Annotated in this window: 18 protein-coding genes; all 18 read right to left on the reverse strand. The window is 35.5% G+C overall.

Annotation, left to right across the window (positions count from 1 at the left end; translation table 11 throughout):
• Window positions 1-64: 64 nt before the first annotated feature.
• Complete coding sequence (locus HMPREF9009_RS19105) at window positions 65-358, reverse strand: nucleotidyltransferase family protein (protein WP_004311443.1); 294 nt, start codon at window positions 356-358, stop codon at window positions 65-67.
• A 326-nt stretch (window positions 359-684) separates the two neighbouring features.
• On the reverse strand, window positions 685-1,257 hold the full coding sequence (gene rfbC, locus HMPREF9009_RS19110) for a dTDP-4-dehydrorhamnose 3,5-epimerase (RefSeq protein WP_049703001.1): 573 nt from the start codon (window positions 1,255-1,257) through the stop codon (window positions 685-687).
• Window positions 1,258-1,265: 8 nt separating this feature from the next.
• Window positions 1,266-2,384 carry a dTDP-glucose 4,6-dehydratase gene (locus HMPREF9009_RS19115; protein WP_049703002.1) on the reverse strand — a complete coding sequence of 373 codons (1,119 nt, stop codon included), beginning with the start codon at window positions 2,382-2,384 and terminating at the stop codon, window positions 1,266-1,268.
• On the reverse strand, window positions 2,381-3,283 hold the full coding sequence (rfbA, locus tag HMPREF9009_RS19120) for a glucose-1-phosphate thymidylyltransferase RfbA (RefSeq protein ID WP_049703003.1): 903 nt from the start codon (window positions 3,281-3,283) through the stop codon (window positions 2,381-2,383). Before rfbA ends, HMPREF9009_RS19115 begins: the two co-directional genes overlap by 4 nt.
• Before the next feature lie 13 nt (window positions 3,284-3,296).
• Window positions 3,297-4,013 carry a WecB/TagA/CpsF family glycosyltransferase gene (locus HMPREF9009_RS19125; RefSeq protein ID WP_049703004.1) on the reverse strand — a complete coding sequence of 239 codons (717 nt, stop codon included), beginning with the start codon at window positions 4,011-4,013 and terminating at the stop codon, window positions 3,297-3,299.
• A 219-nt stretch (window positions 4,014-4,232) separates the two neighbouring features.
• Window positions 4,233-5,276 (reverse strand): glycosyltransferase family 4 protein, encoded by a 1,044-nt coding sequence (locus tag HMPREF9009_RS19130; protein ID WP_049703005.1) that lies wholly within the window; start codon window positions 5,274-5,276, stop codon window positions 4,233-4,235.
• A 146-nt stretch (window positions 5,277-5,422) separates the two neighbouring features.
• The gene (locus HMPREF9009_RS19135; protein ID WP_049703006.1) at window positions 5,423-6,400 is read right to left on the reverse strand and encodes a hypothetical protein; all 978 of its coding nucleotides are present in this window, start codon (window positions 6,398-6,400) and stop codon (window positions 5,423-5,425) included.
• A gap of 2 nt (window positions 6,401-6,402) precedes the next feature.
• Window positions 6,403-7,398 (reverse strand): acyltransferase family protein, encoded by a 996-nt coding sequence (locus tag HMPREF9009_RS19140; RefSeq protein ID WP_049703007.1) that lies wholly within the window; start codon window positions 7,396-7,398, stop codon window positions 6,403-6,405.
• Window positions 7,399-7,403: 5 nt separating this feature from the next.
• Window positions 7,404-8,588, reverse strand: a complete 1,185-nt coding sequence (locus tag HMPREF9009_RS19145; RefSeq protein ID WP_049703008.1) for a polysaccharide pyruvyl transferase family protein — start codon at window positions 8,586-8,588, stop codon at window positions 7,404-7,406.
• Window positions 8,589-8,613: 25 nt separating this feature from the next.
• Window positions 8,614-9,873, reverse strand: coding sequence for a Coenzyme F420 hydrogenase/dehydrogenase, beta subunit C-terminal domain (locus HMPREF9009_RS19150; protein ID WP_049703009.1), 1,260 nt, complete (start codon window positions 9,871-9,873; stop codon window positions 8,614-8,616).
• A gap of 1 nt (window position 9,874) precedes the next feature.
• On the reverse strand, window positions 9,875-10,897 hold the full coding sequence (locus HMPREF9009_RS19155; protein WP_049703010.1) for a glycosyltransferase family 2 protein: 1,023 nt from the start codon (window positions 10,895-10,897) through the stop codon (window positions 9,875-9,877).
• 28 nt (window positions 10,898-10,925) lie between these two features.
• Window positions 10,926-12,170, reverse strand: coding sequence for a hypothetical protein (locus HMPREF9009_RS19160; protein ID WP_049703383.1), 1,245 nt, complete (start codon window positions 12,168-12,170; stop codon window positions 10,926-10,928).
• Window positions 12,163-12,882: a glycosyltransferase family 32 protein gene (locus tag HMPREF9009_RS19165; RefSeq protein WP_049703011.1), complete on the reverse strand. Its 720-nt coding sequence runs from the start codon at window positions 12,880-12,882 to the stop codon at window positions 12,163-12,165. Before HMPREF9009_RS19165 ends, HMPREF9009_RS19160 begins: the two co-directional genes overlap by 8 nt.
• A gap of 1 nt (window position 12,883) precedes the next feature.
• Window positions 12,884-13,414 carry a serine O-acetyltransferase gene (locus tag HMPREF9009_RS19170; RefSeq protein ID WP_232313630.1) on the reverse strand — a complete coding sequence of 177 codons (531 nt, stop codon included), beginning with the start codon at window positions 13,412-13,414 and terminating at the stop codon, window positions 12,884-12,886.
• A 54-nt stretch (window positions 13,415-13,468) separates the two neighbouring features.
• Window positions 13,469-14,449 (reverse strand): glycosyltransferase family 10 domain-containing protein, encoded by a 981-nt coding sequence (locus tag HMPREF9009_RS19175; RefSeq protein WP_049703013.1) that lies wholly within the window; start codon window positions 14,447-14,449, stop codon window positions 13,469-13,471.
• Window positions 14,449-15,018: a hypothetical protein gene (locus HMPREF9009_RS19180; protein ID WP_130060965.1), complete on the reverse strand. Its 570-nt coding sequence runs from the start codon at window positions 15,016-15,018 to the stop codon at window positions 14,449-14,451. Before HMPREF9009_RS19180 ends, HMPREF9009_RS19175 begins: the two co-directional genes overlap by 1 nt.
• 161 nt (window positions 15,019-15,179) lie before the next feature.
• Entirely contained in the window at window positions 15,180-15,386 is a 207-nt protein-coding gene (locus HMPREF9009_RS26425; protein WP_130060964.1) for an acyltransferase family protein, read from the reverse strand.
• Window positions 15,373-16,059 (reverse strand): WaaS/CpsH family glycosyltransferase, encoded by a 687-nt coding sequence (locus HMPREF9009_RS19185; protein ID WP_049703015.1) that lies wholly within the window; start codon window positions 16,057-16,059, stop codon window positions 15,373-15,375. The genes HMPREF9009_RS26425 and HMPREF9009_RS19185 overlap by 14 nt, the downstream gene beginning before the upstream one ends.
• Between the last annotated feature and the right edge of the window lie 299 nt (window positions 16,060-16,358).

Below are 16,358 nucleotides of genomic sequence, written 5' to 3' on the forward strand. Positions count from 1 at the left end.
GTTCGCTAATATCCTTTCCACCGTTTGGAAAATTTTCTTTAGCAATGATTCTATTATCTGACTTTTACACATAAATTCCATCTTTATTGATACACCCTCTCAATAATTCATCCATATTATTTCGCAACCGAACCAGATCAACAGGGCATTTCAATAGTTTTTCCAATTCTTCTTTAATATGAACTAAAGTAAAAATAGAAGGTCTATCAATTTCAACACAAATATCGACATCACTACCCTCATGTTGTTCACCACGAGCAACGGAGCCAAATATCCCCATGCGAGAAATACCATATTTAGCAGCATTCTTGCGCATATACTCACGAAGCAAAGATAAATATTCTACAGTAGTCAACATAATAAATTGCTTTTATCTATATTACAAAGAAATGCATTTTCTTTCAAAAACACAATAGATAATCAATAAAAAATATTCTAATTCTTTCTATTATACAAAACTAGAAATCTGAATATTATCTTTAATCAATAAGCATGCTATTAAAAAAACAATATATCAACGATCTTCACAGACAGTTGATATATTTAGAATACATATCAGCATTTTGCCAATATGAGGGGACAGATCAGGAATATACCGCTGTATTTTTCCCAACCTGCAGAATGTAGGGGATTCATGTGTGTAGCATGAAGTTAGGGACCTACATATTTCGTTATTATTATATGCTATTTATATAAATCCTCTCCATACAGAAATGGAGATTCAAAATCTTTCAATAGTGGATGCTTAGTGTCCTTCTCACTTAAGATAGCCTTGCCTGTAGGAATTCTCCAACAAATTCCAAGTGATTCATCTAATATGCTGATGCCTCCATCATGCTGTGGAGCATAAAAGTTATCACATTTATATTGAAACACTGCTATTTCACTCAATACTGTAAAACCATGAGCAAAGCCACGAGGAATAAAGAATTGACGATGATTTTCCCCTGTCAACTCTACCGCTACATGCTGACCATAGGTAGGTGAACCCTTGCGGATATCAACAGCCACATCCAGCACTGTACCCTTTACGCAACGTACCAACTTACTTTGGCTGTAAGGCATAGTTTGAAAATGCAGCCCCCTCATCACTCCATACGAGGACATACTTTCATTATCCTGTACAAACTTAATAGGACGTACCTTTTCATCAAACTCCCTTTGCGAAAACGATTCGAAGAAATACCCCCTATCATCCTTAAAAAGACGCGGTTCAATGATCACCACCCCTTCAATATTTGTCTTAATAACTTCCATACAGATACTTATCTATTCTTATACATATCCTCGTAGTAGCTCTCATAGGCACCACTGGTGATATTATCCATCCACTGCTGATTATCCAGATACCACTGCACTGTTCTCTTAATCCCCTCTTCAAACTGCAGACTAGGCTCCCAACCCAATTCATTCTTCAGTTTCGTAGAGTCAATAGCATAGCGTAAGTCATGTCCCATACGGTCCATTACATAAGTAATCAATCCCTCGCTATACCCTTCAGGATTACCCAGTAATCGGTCCACAGTCTTAATAATCACATGAATAATGTCTATGTTCTTCCACTCGTTAAAGCCGCCGATGTTATATGTATCCGCAATCTTACCATTATGGAAAATCACGTCTATAGCCCTTGCATGATCTACCACATAGAGCCAGTCACGCACATTCTCTCCCTTACCATATACCGGTAACGGTTTGCGATGACGAATATTGTTAATAAACAATGGAATCAGCTTTTCGGGAAACTGATAAGGTCCATAGTTGTTCGAACAGTTAGTCACAATAGTCGGCATACCATAAGTATCATGAAAAGCGCGTACAAAATGATCACTACCTGCTTTCGAAGCCGAATAGGGTGAGTGTGGATTATACTTTGTTGTCTCTTTGAAGAACTCATCGCCATATACTTCGTGTGCAGATATATCCGAAGACTTGCCTTCCGGGTGCGTCAATTCCAATGCTCCATACACCTCATCAGTTGAAATATGATAGAAGCGCTTACCCTCATAGCCTTCCGGAAGATACTCCCAAGTTAACCTGGCAGCTTGTAATAAAGAGAGAGTTCCAAGAACATTAGTACGAGCAAAAGTAAACGGATCTCTGATGCTACGATCCACGTGACTTTCGGCAGCTAAATGAATGACTCCATCTATATGATACTGTTTGAAAATTTTCAGCATCATCTCAAAGTCACAAATATCCGCTTTCACAAAAGTGTAGTTTGGTTTATTCTCTACATCTTTTAAATTAGCCAAATTTCCCGCATAAGTCAACTTGTCCAGATTGATAATATGATAATCGGGATACTTGTTCACAAACAAACGCACCACATGGCTGCCTATAAATCCGGCACCACCGGTAATGATAATATTTCTTTTACTCATAAGTTACTTTTTCCTGTACGTTCCACTTCCTCTACCACCTGCAACAAATACTGCCCATATTGATTCTTCAGCATCGGTGGGGCCAACTCACGTATCTTGTCGGCATCAATCCATCCTTGTCTAAAAGCTATACCTTCCAGACAAGCCACTTTCAGTCCCTGTCGTTTCTCAATCACCTCAATAAAGGTCGATGCTTCACTCAATGAGTCGTGTGTACCCGTATCCAACCAAGCAAAGCCACGTCCCAGTGTCTGTACTTTCAACTCACTATCCTCCAAAAATCGCTGATTCACAGTGGTTATCTCCAATTCCCCACGGACTGATGGTTTGATGTGCTTCGCTACATCTACCACCCTATTAGGATAGAAATAAAGCCCTACTACCGCATAGTTTGATTTTGGCTGTGCAGGTTTTTCCTCAATGCTTAGGCAATTACCTTTATCATCAAACTCCGCAACCCCATAGCGTTCCGGATCACTTACCCAATAGCCAAACACGGTAGCTTTCCGCTCCTTTTCTGCCATGTACACCGCCTCCTTCAACATGCTACTAAAACCATTGCCATGAAAGATGTTATCACCTAGTACCAAACAGACCGAATCACTGCCAATAAAATCCTCACCAATAATAAAAGCCTGCGCCAATCCATCAGGTGACGGTTGTTCTGCATACTCAAACCTCACACCATAGTCACTACCATTACCTAACAAACGTTTAAATCCCAGCAAGTCATGTGGAGTAGATATAATCAATATTTCACGAATACCCGCTAACATCAAAACCGAAATGGGATAATAAATCATCGGTTTATCAAAAATCGGAATTAGTTGTTTGCTAATCCCTTTGGTAATAGGATACAAACGTGTACCGCTGCCACCAGCTAAAACAATACCTTTCATGTCATTATATAATCTATATCTCTTTACAAATATTCCATAAGAACAGTACATTACCAATCAAGTATCTACGCCACATTCGTTTAGGCTCTTTTAGCAGTCGATAAAACCATTCCAACGAATGTTGTTGCCACCATAATGGAGCCCGTTCGGTAGTACCTGCGTAAAAGTCAAACACCGCCCCTACAGTACCCACATGACAATGAATGTTCAATTTTTGCCAATTGCTGTAAATCCATTTCTCTTGTTTGGGAGCCGTCATGCCAATCCATAAAAGATCTGGATTTGCCTCATTAATAGCCGCCACAATAGCCGCATTATCTTCTTGTGAAAATTCCGGTTTATAAGGAGGTGAATAAGTCACCACTTCCAAGTTCGGATAGTCCACTGCTGCCCGTTGTTTAATCAATGCCAGAACATTCTCCGAGCTACCCATAAACATACATCGCCCTCCTTTCTCATTAAGGCGATTCATCTCAAGAATGAAGAGATCCCAACCAGCTATTCGTTCCCGCGGTTGGCTTTGCGTCTTTAGCCATTTACAAACCTTCACAATACTTGCTCCGTCAGGGATAAGTGCATCTCCCTTCATCAATGCATTGGCAAAGAGTGGATCCTTCAGGGCAGTGTTGTAAGAATGTGCATTAATTGTGTTTATTAGCAACTTTCCTTGAGGTAATAATTTTAGTTGCTCTGTGCTCTCCATGATAGAGAGTTCTTTTAGCTTAATCATATAACTACAATTACTTTATTATATATTTCTCATAAAGTTCTACTGTTCATCTTGCTATGTTACTCCACAACAGTTCTTCCTGACATAGCCTTACATTTCAGTGAAAGCGGCTTCATCAATTCTCTAAGTTATTCAAGACTTATGCAATTTTGTGTACAGATTCTATTAAGGCTATATTTTTCGTACAATAGACATCCAATATGATGCTCCAAAGCATCATTACTTCTTTAACAGTTGTTCATACAAACCTGCTATTTCATTATTTATAATCTCAAGATTAAATGTAGTAGACGCTAGCAGCTTGGACTCCTTTGCGATATTTTCTCTCAACAATTTATTACCTATCAACTTTTCCATCTGATTTGCCAAGCTCATTATGTCTCCAGGCTTAAATAATAATAAATTTTCTCCATCTTTTGCTATATCCGGTATTCCTCCCACAGGAGTTGTTATAACAGGCAGAGCATAAGCCCATGCATCTAAAACAGCCATAGGGAATCCTTCCGCATAGCTAGGAAGACAAAAGATTGTAGCTTCCTTAAAGGCTTTATCTTTCTCACACCCATTTACCCATCCTAAAAATTCCGTTTGCTTATTTACACCAAGTTCTTCAGATAGCCTCCTTCCTTGCTCTATTTCACCATTACCAGCAAATACAATCAGCCAATCTGGATAAGTATTAGCTAGCAAAGCGAATGCTTTAATCATATCCATATAACCTTTACGAATGTTCAGTGTCCCTGCATAAAGTATTATATTTTTCTTTTCATGCTTTTCTTTAAGAATTTCCGTAGTACATGGATTATAGATCACCTGCAACTTATCATTCAGTTGGAGTGCATCGTTAACATATTCTTTCCACATTTCCGATAAAACAATCACTCTATCAGCCCGATTAAACAAATAACGATAAATCCATCTATATTTACTATTCACAGTTGTATCTGGTGAAAAAGCATGAAAATGAACAATTACTTTCTTTCTACAAACTTTAGCAAACGAAATAAATAAACATTTACGCAAAGCAGATGGTGGTTCACTAGTATGAATATGTACTAAATCATAACTTGGAAGTACCCATAGAAATTGAACAAAGCCTTTTATAAAATACCACAATTTATATTTTCCATTTCTATCTATATGGGTCTCAATCCATTTACAATGATAATCATTCCACTGTTCTCCCTTCTCATGGGCCTTTACCACAGACGTTATGCCACCACGTGTCTTACGAGACGTAGCAACGACTAATACTTTTGCCATATAATTAACAATATTTTATATCAGACTCTGCTCACTATAGTCTGCTAATAAGAAAATGATAAAAAAGTATCTTTTGTATTAGAACTAAACTTTAGAAAAGGAGCAACTTTTGTACTATCATTCAGAAATAACCTGAAACATAAAATTTATCTATTAAATAACACAGGTTTCATATTTGCATAACATTCTCTCATATTGCACAATGAATGAAATATCTCTACAGAAGAAGATTGTACTTCATGGATTGCTTTTACCCACTCATCCACCGTTTCAACAACACAAAAAGGTTCTAACCTTTTTCTTGAATGATATGGATTACGAGTGATGATAAGTGGCTTTCGTAATCCTTCTGCATCAACAATAGTAGAAAGTCCAACACAATAATTCAGCTTATTCTGAAGAAGTGGACAAACTAATGCTTTAGCATTAGCCATTTCATTTATCATTTGTGGATAAACATCCCCTGAATTCTCTGTAATAACTACTTCTATATTAGGAATCTCTTTACATATCTCCGGTAACTTCTCAAAATTATTACCTGCATGACTTTTACAAGTAATAATTTTAAGCGGAGCACCTGTTCTTTTAAAAGCTTCAATCAGTATGTCAAAATCACGTTGTTCCTTTCCTGTTGAAACAAAAAAGCCATTGTCACTTTTAGTAACTCTATTGTAAAATTTCTCATCAGCCCCCCACCCTGGCATAGAACACTTATCTCCTTTTACTAAATTTCGTTCAATAGTCTCTTTCATAGAAAGTTCAGAGAGGAAAAACAAATGCTTCACACCACTTAGCAAAAAACGATAAAAAAATGCCTTAAAACCTTTTGTCACCTTAGGAGTATGATGCAGATAAGCAAAAATTGGGGTACGGATAAACCCTAATACAGAAAAGCTTAACAGCAACGCATGCGCCTTCAAATTCAGATTAGGAATAAATACCAACTCCGGACGATACTTACACAACAGCTTCACATCGTTCCATAATTTAGCCGCCTCTTTGGTCCAAATGACTTCATGACCTTCTTCTTCCATCTCACAAGCCCCATAAAGCCAATGCGATGGATTCTTACCTTCTTTCCATAGCTGATAATTAACAGGGGTTCCAATATATAAGATTTTCATAATTAACGATTAAATAATTTACAGCTAATCAATGACCAACACTTTTTACGTAGCTGATCCACAGCGATGGTTAAAACGAATAATGCTATAATAAATCCTGCAGTATAAAGTACAAAAGTTGGAATATTCAATGTGGTCCACCATTCTTCAACAGTAACATAATACCATTTAGAGACATTCCCTCCTTCATGAATAAGATATACAGGAAACATAGAGGCCGCAACAAAATTAATAGAAGGATGATGAGTAATATTAGTGCGTGCAAAAGCTAAAAATAAAAATATAGCCCCTAATACAATAAAAGGAGAAGCATACGAATTACTTAACTTTGCTATCCAATAATTATCAGGGAACAACAAGTTCACCAACAACAAACAACCTACCACAAAAATATATCCTTTCCAACTATCTTTTACACCAACATTTTGATACGATTTTAATCCATAACCAATGATATATAAACAGACAAAATGAATTAAACTATATCCGTATGAATCAAAATGTTTATTCAATATGAATCCATACCCCATGTCTAGCAAAAGTACTATTCCAGAATACTTTAAAAGATCACCATTGCAGCAGCCACTCAAAAGTTTATTAAGCATAGGTGAAACTAACATTAGCAGAATATAAATATCAACAAACCATCCACCACCAGATACCGGACCGCTTAATGGTTTAGCTATCCATTCCCACCAAGCATGATGAATACCTAAACAAGTAGTATCTACTATCAAATGAAATAGTTTATAAAAAACAATTATCCACATTAAAGAGAGGAATGATTTCCATGATAAGCGGATACCATAATAACCAGATATAAGAATAAAAAGATTCACCCCAAAAATAAATGGTACATACCAGACAGTTAATATGGAGTGACTTCCTACATAGACAGGCGATATGCCATGAACGAAAATATGATAAATCACTATCATACTCATAGCAACAATACGAAGCAATTCAAGGTTTGAATCGCGCTGTTTAACAATAGCCATTATTATTAATAATTCTTATCTGCTAATTTCAATGCCTTCTCAAAAAAATCCAACGATTTTTTTCTATATTTAGCCATAATTTCATCCACTTTCAAATAATCGATCTCTTGCTCAATCGCTAAAACATCTCCATTAAACTTTCTCTCTGAAAGCCCAAACATATTCAATAAACTATCTATGCGACTATGAGTAGAGTTGCCCACCTTAGGATTAACACGATAAAATGTTACGAATTTGCGATGTGTCAAGATAGCAAACACTGTACCATGAAAAGAGTCAGTACAAACATAAGCGGCATTACTCAATAGGTGTACAAAGTCCCAAGCATTAATATCATAAGGTGCATAATCCCCTAATGTTTCATCTGCAGGGACATATTCATCCATATGACGCATTATTACAGTTTTTAAACCGGTTTGCTTAGCTAATCTACATGCTTCTTCACGAATATCAGTACGCGGGCCCAAAAAATAGCAAAAGATATATGGTTCTGATGGAATTTGTTTAGTAGAGTTCTTTGCAAAGTCTAGCCACTGAGTACTTGTCAATAGCATAGTCGGATCTGCAACAACTTCTGCTTTTTTACAAGAATAAGAATCTACTATCTCTTTTGCTTTTACTTCACGCACTGAAATCATATCCAAGCGCTCTAAATAATGTTTTGTCCCTGTACATTGAATCGCAGGAATTTTAGATACACCATAACTGGCAGCATAAGAAAACTTAGGCACATTATCATCCACAAAATTCAAATTCCAATAGTTGCTATAGAAGCCAAATGGTCGCCACACCTGATCACTTCCTACAAATATAGCATCAAACTCTTTTGAACCTTCACACAAGGCCTTGTATCCTTTATATTCTCGGAAATAAGGTAGAAACTCTTTTTGCTTAAAAGAATTAGTTGCATCCCGACGAACTTGTTGATTGGGTAAATAATCTGGATATTTCCGACAATCACTCTTAAATCGTCTTTTATTCTCCAGTAATTCAAATCCTCCACTAAGCATTAATCCTGGTGCTATTTTGAGCCAATCCCATATTGAACGTTGTTTTTTATACTTAATAAAAGTCAAATCATATCCAAACCCTTTCACGATTTGCAATGTAGCATAAGCTTGCAAACACGAACCATAATTGGTGTGATTAAAATCACTTACTATAACTCCACCTATTTTTCTCTTCCCCATAATAATTTATATTTTTTATTCAATATCAAATTTTAGGAGCTTTCCCTTTTACTAATGGAATCAAAAACCACAAAAACTTATAGCATCCTATAAATTGCTGAATATTAGTATGTAAATAAGATATTAACCATTTTAATTGATTACCTCCATGAAGTTGCAAATCATATATAGGCACTTTCTTTCCCAACATTCTATTAAAACCAATAAAAGCAGAATTACGATATTTTTTTATTCTAGCCATCACTTGACTATCATTCACTGTTTTTGCTAGAATTTCGTCAAGCGCAATCACCCCCTCATCTTTAGCTTCCATTAACCAGTCGAGCATTTTATGATTACGTACTATTAACGAATTTATTCCTACCTTATCCTGTATATATGGTTCTACATGGATATCCCCAAAGCTTACATCCGCCAATTCTCCATAATGATCTATACACATTGTACATCGACGAGGTACAAAAATGCTCCTAAGTGGATGATAATAATTCTGAAATCTTTCCTCGTACTCTATACCCTCTCCTTTTACAACCATATTGCCCAAACAACCATTATCTCGATAAGCAAAATACGTTAGTTTTTCTTTTTGTATTCCTCTTTTACGAAAAACATACTCTGTCAAATGAAAATTTCGACCAGATGAACAATAAATGGCAAAATATCCTGCAACCTTTTCACGGAATCGTTTGTCCACCTTCTCATATTTCCGGAATCCTTCTATATGGCAAGGTAAGCCAACAATTATATACCGAGTACCTTCTGCTTTTTTTATGTCACGAATAGCATGATTAAGAGAAACAGGTGCATATTTACTACTTTTTCCCATTAAAACTTCTTCACGAGTTCGGGCTATATATGAATTGACCAACAATGGAGCTTGTGCATTAAATGCTGTCACCACTGCTCCATCAATATATTCCTTCTCAAGAAGAAATATAAGGAATTGACTTACCATACCACCAGATGCACAATGATAACGTATATCAAAATCACTACTATGACCTACAAAACATTTTAGATAATGTCCCATTAATTCGTCCGTAACTCCTTCAGTAAAACATTCTCGTGTCAATTGTTGCAGATTTACCCCTATGCCAGGACATACATCATAACAACGATGACATCCTTTATTATTCAGACACATTTCATTATCTACTATAGGACGAAAACATCCTTTCTTCACATCTACGTGAATGGCATGAGACGGACAAGCATCTTCACATACACCGCAACCAGTACATAGATCATGTTTTACAGTATATCCAATATTGGGTTTATATATCATCTCACTTAAATTTATATAATAGAATAAAGAATAAACTTATATGATGTTTCATACAAAATATATAAAGGCTATTTCCTAATCCATATTTACGACTTACTGGATCTCTATAAAATTCTGATAATATTGGGTTACGTGTTTCCTTACTTAGATGCCTAACTTTCTGTAAAAACGGCTCCTTACTGTATGATATATATTTAAGAATTATTTTAAAAACCCGTAGCATTTGTGAGAAATAATGATTTTTATAATCGGCATATTCAAAATTTATTTCACAATATTCTCTTAATAATGTTAGCATTTTTAGTAGTCGTTCATGTTTCTGCTCCGAATAATTTTGAGAGATAGACACCGGATTTATTAGATAATTATAAAATACATTAGGAATAATCCCTACACTCTGTACATAAGGTAAGAAATAAAGTAAAAAAACAAAATCTTCTGAAGCAACTATTCGTTCACTTGGGTATCGTATTCCACTTTCCATGAAAAGACTTCGACGAAACAAAGCCATACAAGAACTCATTTCATAATTATAACTCTTTGGATTTTCATAGTCTTTTCCTATAACCCCCATTAAAAATCGATGTACCTCTTCACATCCCCGAAAATACTCTTCGTGCACTTTGCTTTTGGATTCTAACTTTATCCCATCAATTGTTATTCGGCGATGCTGAAAACAGCACATATCCAAATTCTTTTTTTTACATATTTGATATACTGTTTCGTATGTTTCTAAATCTACATAATCATCAGAATCACAAAAAGTAATATATTCTCCTGTAGCAAATTCGATTCCACTATTACGTGCCATACCGAGCCCCTCATTAGTCTTATGTATAACCTTTACACGAGTATCCTTTTGCGCATACAAATCACATATAATAGGACACTTATCCGGACTACCATCATCTACTAGAATAATTTCAATATCCTTCAATGTCTGATTTAAAAGAGAATGTACACAACTGTCCAGATACTGTTCAACCTTATAAACTGGAACTATAATAGAAACTTTAGGATTCATAAAAAATTACACTATTATTAACAAGTTTTTACCTACGCAATTTAATGCCTACAAAGCACACTGCAAATACAACGAAAGGGAAATAATAATTTGAATATACAGTTGCATTATACCACATAAAAACAAAACTTACCCCTCCCATAAAAAGCCCTAAAGCCGACCAATATTTTACCACTCCATCTTTCGCATTGTGATAAAAAGAATAGAAGCGTATGATAATAAGGACATAGAGCAAAAGAAAAAACACAAAACCCATCCATCCCAATTCCAACAGCACGTATGAGAAAGTAAAATAGAAATAATAGGTAGGAGAATATTTCTCTGCTAACGGTGTTTTAAATATTTGCGACTGCGTCAACGAACCAATACCATTACCCACCAAAACTGTTTTCATATCACTGGAAAGCAAATACGTACTCCGCTTAATACACGTATTACGATTAAAACTCAAGATACCCGATTTGCCCGATTGCAATCCATAGTCATTTTCCAAATAGCCGCTCACTTTCCCACTGTCGAACGTAGCATTTACATAATCTTCATTATAATAGAAAGACAAAGTAAATTTCACCACTGGTATCAGCAAAAAGTAGGCCACCGCCAATATAACAATCTGTTTGATGTCGAATCTCTTAAACAAAATATACCCCCCATACAAGCACATGGGAAGAAGCATATACAGCAATTTGATTTCAGCAAGTATTCCAGCTATGAAACAGAAAGAAAAGATGAAAACAAAACGTTTTAAAGTTATCCTTTTCTGAAAGTAATCAGCTGTAGAAACAAAAGTTATCACAGCCAGATAGATGGAAAAATCTCCATTTCCACTAAAAGTACCTCCCATGGAATCACCCGTTTGTCCCAAAGCAAACTCTACAACTACAAACAATACATTCCATTGAACAGACTTATCAAGCACTTTTTTAAACCAATCAACATCTGCTTGCTTGAAGAACATGATAATCATATAGGCAATCAAACCGTAACGTGCAAACTGCCTCGCTCCCCATATTGTCGCCATGAGCGGTGTAAAGCTAATGATAGATGAAACAATACCCAAAAGCAAAATAATCCCGAAAACAGGCCCGATCCACGCCCCGATGCTAGATTTAATATTTGGCCAACCTCTTTGGGGCGCATGGAAAACAAGTAACACACACAATAGAATATCCGGCACAAGAGCCACTAGTTGACTGTTCCAGACAAAACGGGGAATCAACGAACCATAGATGATCCACAGAATAGTAAAATGCAATATTTTTCTTCTATTCATGCTTAAGGAAACGTTTGATTTTAGTTATCCAATACCCTTTCTTCATTTTCATCTTATCCGCAAAGCTCATCCAAGTAGCCGCATAGTGATGAATGGTTCGTGTATTATAAGTAAGCTCGCATTTATTAGAAAGATACTCTATGGGACAAAAATATTCCCAAGGGTAAATAGTAATGTTATTAAGTTGCAATGGAATGTCCGATAGTTGCAGACCATGTCTTTTCAACACATTGGTAGTAATAGGTACAATAGGAATTTGCTGTAAAGTGCCATCAGACAATACATAATGATTGTTTTCATAATACTCCATAATTTCCCGAATGATGGGATTACCTGCCTCACAAGCAAATCCTAATCCAGGATTCACATTAATAGCAGCTTCCGGTGCATTAACATTCTTCTCAAAAGCCATCCACGCTCCTCTTTCAAGAATGTCATAGATTGGCTTCACCATTTCCACATCAGTATCAAAATATACGCCGCCATTTTCATAAAGGATCTTCAGCCGCGCATAATCACTCACATAAGCATATTTTTTCTTTTCGTAAGCTTCCGCAGTGAAAGGTATGCCTTTTACATCGAATTTTTTTTCGTCCCATTGAATGATTTGATAATCGGGCATTAGCCTACGCCAACTATCTATATAACATTGGTAGTTAACAGGAATAGGATTACCACCAAACCAACAATAATGTATTATCTTAGGAATCATGTCAGTTATTTTTTAGATGTCGAATCCAAGGGTTTCCTTTATCCAATATTTTTTTTGCTGGTATACCTGCTATGGTTGTACTACGTTCTAAAAAGTCTTTATTCACCACAGCATTAGCACCAATAGCACATTCATCTGCGATATGGATTCTCCCAAAGAGTTTAGCACCGGGACCTATCCATACATTATCACCAATCGTTGGCACATCATCTGCCAAATCACCTTGCTGACCGATGTTTACACCTTGATGAATATCACAAAAAGCCCCTACTCTAACATTATCATTTACCACGATAAGACCAAAATGATTTATTTTAAGCCCAGGTCCAAAAACATTAATGGGAATATCCCAACCCATCTTTACACCATAATGACGATGGATCATATACCAGATTTTCTTCAGAATTTTATGATAAACACCTTTTTGATTAGCGTGATATTCTTCATATCTTAACGCTATGAGAAATTTCCAATGTTCTCCTCCAAAAAACGGTGGAAAGTGCTTTGTAATGCCGTATACTTGCCTATCCAAGTTTAAATAATGTTTGAGGTCTTTTTTTGTCCTAATCACGTCACAATTCTCCTATTATACGTTCTTAATAATTTCCTTCAATTTATCTTCCAATTGCTCATAATATCCCCAAATTACATTTTCTGCATCTGGTAACAAGCAGGGTTGTGTAGCAAACTCCATATAAGAATCCTTGCTACTATTCAATTCGGAAATTAACTTCAATTGATTTTCTGGAATTTCCGCCTGCATAATAAATACAATTGCTTTAGAATTAATCACATCTGGTTCCGGGTTGTTATTACACCCAAAGTAAATAGGCACAGTGCCTGCCTGAAACGCCTCCATCAATTTCTCCGTACAATAATAAGGATCATTGCTATTTTCAGGAGTCAGGTTAAAACGATAATCGCGAAGATAAGAAAGTTTATTATCCTTATGTATCATACGCAAAGTGTCATTGTTATGCATACCACGACCATCACAATCCACTCGGTCTATAGAACTTAAACGATCATATAAATGCTGACGTCCAGGGTCAGAATGACTACATAAAAAACAAGCAAACTTACGATTGTCATACGAATGATTCAAAGGGTTATTCATGTGCAAGACCCTTTCTTTTATCTCTTTGTAAGTATCGGTTGGTTGAAAAGTATTCCATGTCATCCAAAAAGGAATACGTAAATATTGGTCATGTTCAAGATTATCAAATCCAATAGACAATTGAAAACGGTTGTCATTTAAAAATTGGTGTTCCCACCTTTTCATTCCCGGCTTATGCAAGTTTTCACGTGCCACAAAAATACGTAAATCACAATCATCAAAAACAGTCAACCAGTCAGGAGCAAAAATAGAATATAGCCCTATTTTAAGTTTTGGTTTACCAATGAGTAATCCCCTCTTCTCGATAAAGTTAACCAACCACAGGTCTGGACTATAGACCCTACTCCAATTATAAATTCTCACTTGGTGCCCCTTAGTAGCTTGCAATCCAACATGGCGACGTTCAAGAATATCTTTCCAATAAATATATTTTCTTTTTACACGATTCATTATTTTCCTATTTTTGTTACATCCCACCATCTATTTACAAATAAAACGATAGAAAGATATGATAATACAAAAGTGATTATAAGTATAAGACACCACTCATAGTACGAGTTTGAGTAATACTTTTGTTGAATACAAAGTAATATAGGCCAATGTACACACATAGGGATAATACTATACTTTCCAAAAGGTAGCATCCATTTCACTCTTATGCATTTACAAAGCTCCACTACTACAATGCTACCGCTTATTGCTGCGAGATAAAATGTAATAGGATTTTGAGTTATCATATTTAAAGCTATATTCTGTGGTCTGAAAAACAAATAAAAACAAATGAACCATATAATAAATGCAGAAAGGCATCGGTAAAAATTGAATTTATCATCAATAAGCCATTTTTTCATATAATGTCCCATAGCATAAAAAGGTAAACTTGTTGCAGCCGCACCCAAATAAAAATAATTATGACCGTGATAACCTACATACCATCCCCATAATCCAATGAATATTACAACAACTATAGTTTGATAACGAGGGCGAACAAGCAAGAAATAAAAGATTACTTTGTCCATAATTAATACAAGTAAGAACCATAATGGTCCATTTACCTTAAAAGCTATAAGCCATTGCCCTTTTACTATATAATAGGTCGTAATACCCAAAATAAAAAAGATAAAAAACTGAAAGATAAGATTAAGGATCCCTCTCCCCAACTTAATTAATGAAGGCTTATTTAATAAATTACCCGAGCCCAGGGGGGGGTAAATATTCCAGACAACAAAAAGAAAAAAGGGACATAAAAAGAGCCTAAGACATTCCAATAAGTCGTCAATAACAAATCCTTGCTAAAATTAGTTGTACAAACGATATGAGAACTAATAATTAACACAATACCTATTGCCTTAGCAATATCAATGTGATCAATTCTATTCTTTGCCATATAATATCGTATTTACCCAATTTTGTATATATAGTCTTTCCATTCCTATTTTAGAAGAAAACGACAATTTTTTATTCATAAACTCCACATCAAGAATGGGTTTATTCACATCAATGCATTTTACTTGTTGAGTAATAACATCTTTAGATACAATAGATTCCAATAATCTTCTATAGTTTTGGTTAGAAGTAATAATCTTCTTTCCTGCAGCTAATGCCCATACAAATCGAGGTGTCAAAGCAGTCTGCATTGGTCGATCAATATCAAGAACACACTCACTCTCCTCCATAATCGTATTATAATCGTCCGCATTTATGGGGTACTCAATAAACAAATTATCATTGTTATCCTCCAACTGTTCTTTAAAGAATGGCATCAATTTGAAGTAATAAGACCATCCTCTTTGTTCACACAGAGGAATTATGAAGTTTCTTATAATGTACGCTCGTCCGTCGTGGTCAGTTCCAATACAACTTATTTTATATTTAAATTCTGGTTGGTATCGTGATTTTTGCATTTCACGAGGTATAAAAAAGGGCAAATATTCTGCTTTCTCATATTTATCAGCATCACTCATATCAAATGTATGAATAGAGTCATACAGATCTTGATGTCGATAATAATCAAACCAATTACTTGAATCCCAAACATACAAATGAATCTTAATATTCATATTTTTTTTCCGAAGATGCTTTAGTAAGTATGAGGAACAATCTTCACCATTAATAATGAAACACTCATCATAACTATGACTTAGAGTTCCTTGCTTTATGTAACCATACTATTTTCCGCCACGCCAATTTTATCGGCTGTCTTTCAGCCGATAAAATAAAAATGCCCGTAAGAAAATATTTTTGTTTTAACATTCCGGTTTATAGAAACATGGCAGAAGAGCCTTCTTGTCGCAGTCCTTACCATGAAGAATACATTCAAACAAGTGTTTCAGGTAATTCTGAGGGTCTATGCCGTTCA

Source organism: Bacteroides sp. 3_1_13 (assembly GCF_001185845.1).
Classification (GTDB): domain Bacteria; phylum Bacteroidota; class Bacteroidia; order Bacteroidales; family Bacteroidaceae; genus Bacteroides; species Bacteroides xylanisolvens.

Bases quoted from the DNA above. Each gene is read 5' to 3' on its own strand.
- rfbA (WP_049703003.1), bottom strand. From the start codon at position 3,283: ATGAAAGGTATTGTTTTAGCTGGTGGCAGCGGTACACGTTTGTATCCT.
- HMPREF9009_RS19145 (WP_049703008.1), bottom strand. From the start codon at position 8,588: ATGGGGAAGAGAAAAATAGGTGGAGTTATAGTAAGTGATTTTAATCAC.
- HMPREF9009_RS19165 (WP_049703011.1), bottom strand. From the start codon at position 12,882: ATGATTCCTAAGATAATACATTATTGTTGGTTTGGTGGTAATCCTATT.
- HMPREF9009_RS19105 (WP_004311443.1), bottom strand. From the start codon at position 358: ATGTTGACTACTGTAGAATATTTATCTTTGCTTCGTGAGTATATGCGC.
- HMPREF9009_RS19130 (WP_049703005.1), bottom strand. From the start codon at position 5,276: ATGGCAAAAGTATTAGTCGTTGCTACGTCTCGTAAGACACGTGGTGGC.
- HMPREF9009_RS19115 (WP_049703002.1), bottom strand. From the start codon at position 2,384: ATGAGTAAAAGAAATATTATCATTACCGGTGGTGCCGGATTTATAGGC.
- HMPREF9009_RS19125 (WP_049703004.1), bottom strand. From the start codon at position 4,013: ATGATTAAGCTAAAAGAACTCTCTATCATGGAGAGCACAGAGCAACTA.
- HMPREF9009_RS26425 (WP_130060964.1), bottom strand. From the start codon at position 15,386: ATGGCAAAGAATAGAATTGATCACATTGATATTGCTAAGGCAATAGGT.
- HMPREF9009_RS19150 (WP_049703009.1), bottom strand. From the start codon at position 9,873: ATGATATATAAACCCAATATTGGATATACTGTAAAACATGATCTATGT.
- HMPREF9009_RS19185 (WP_049703015.1), bottom strand. From the start codon at position 16,059: ATGAATATTAAGATTCATTTGTATGTTTGGGATTCAAGTAATTGGTTT.
- rfbC (WP_049703001.1), bottom strand. From the start codon at position 1,257: ATGGAAGTTATTAAGACAAATATTGAAGGGGTGGTGATCATTGAACCG.
- HMPREF9009_RS19180 (WP_130060965.1), bottom strand. From the start codon at position 15,018: ATGGACAAAGTAATCTTTTATTTCTTGCTTGTTCGCCCTCGTTATCAA.
- HMPREF9009_RS19160 (WP_049703383.1), bottom strand. From the start codon at position 12,170: ATGAATAGAAGAAAAATATTGCATTTTACTATTCTGTGGATCATCTAT.
- HMPREF9009_RS19175 (WP_049703013.1), bottom strand. From the start codon at position 14,449: ATGAATCGTGTAAAAAGAAAATATATTTATTGGAAAGATATTCTTGAA.
- HMPREF9009_RS19155 (WP_049703010.1), bottom strand. From the start codon at position 10,897: ATGAATCCTAAAGTTTCTATTATAGTTCCAGTTTATAAGGTTGAACAG.
- HMPREF9009_RS19140 (WP_049703007.1), bottom strand. From the start codon at position 7,398: ATGGCTATTGTTAAACAGCGCGATTCAAACCTTGAATTGCTTCGTATT.
- HMPREF9009_RS19135 (WP_049703006.1), bottom strand. From the start codon at position 6,400: ATGAAAATCTTATATATTGGAACCCCTGTTAATTATCAGCTATGGAAA.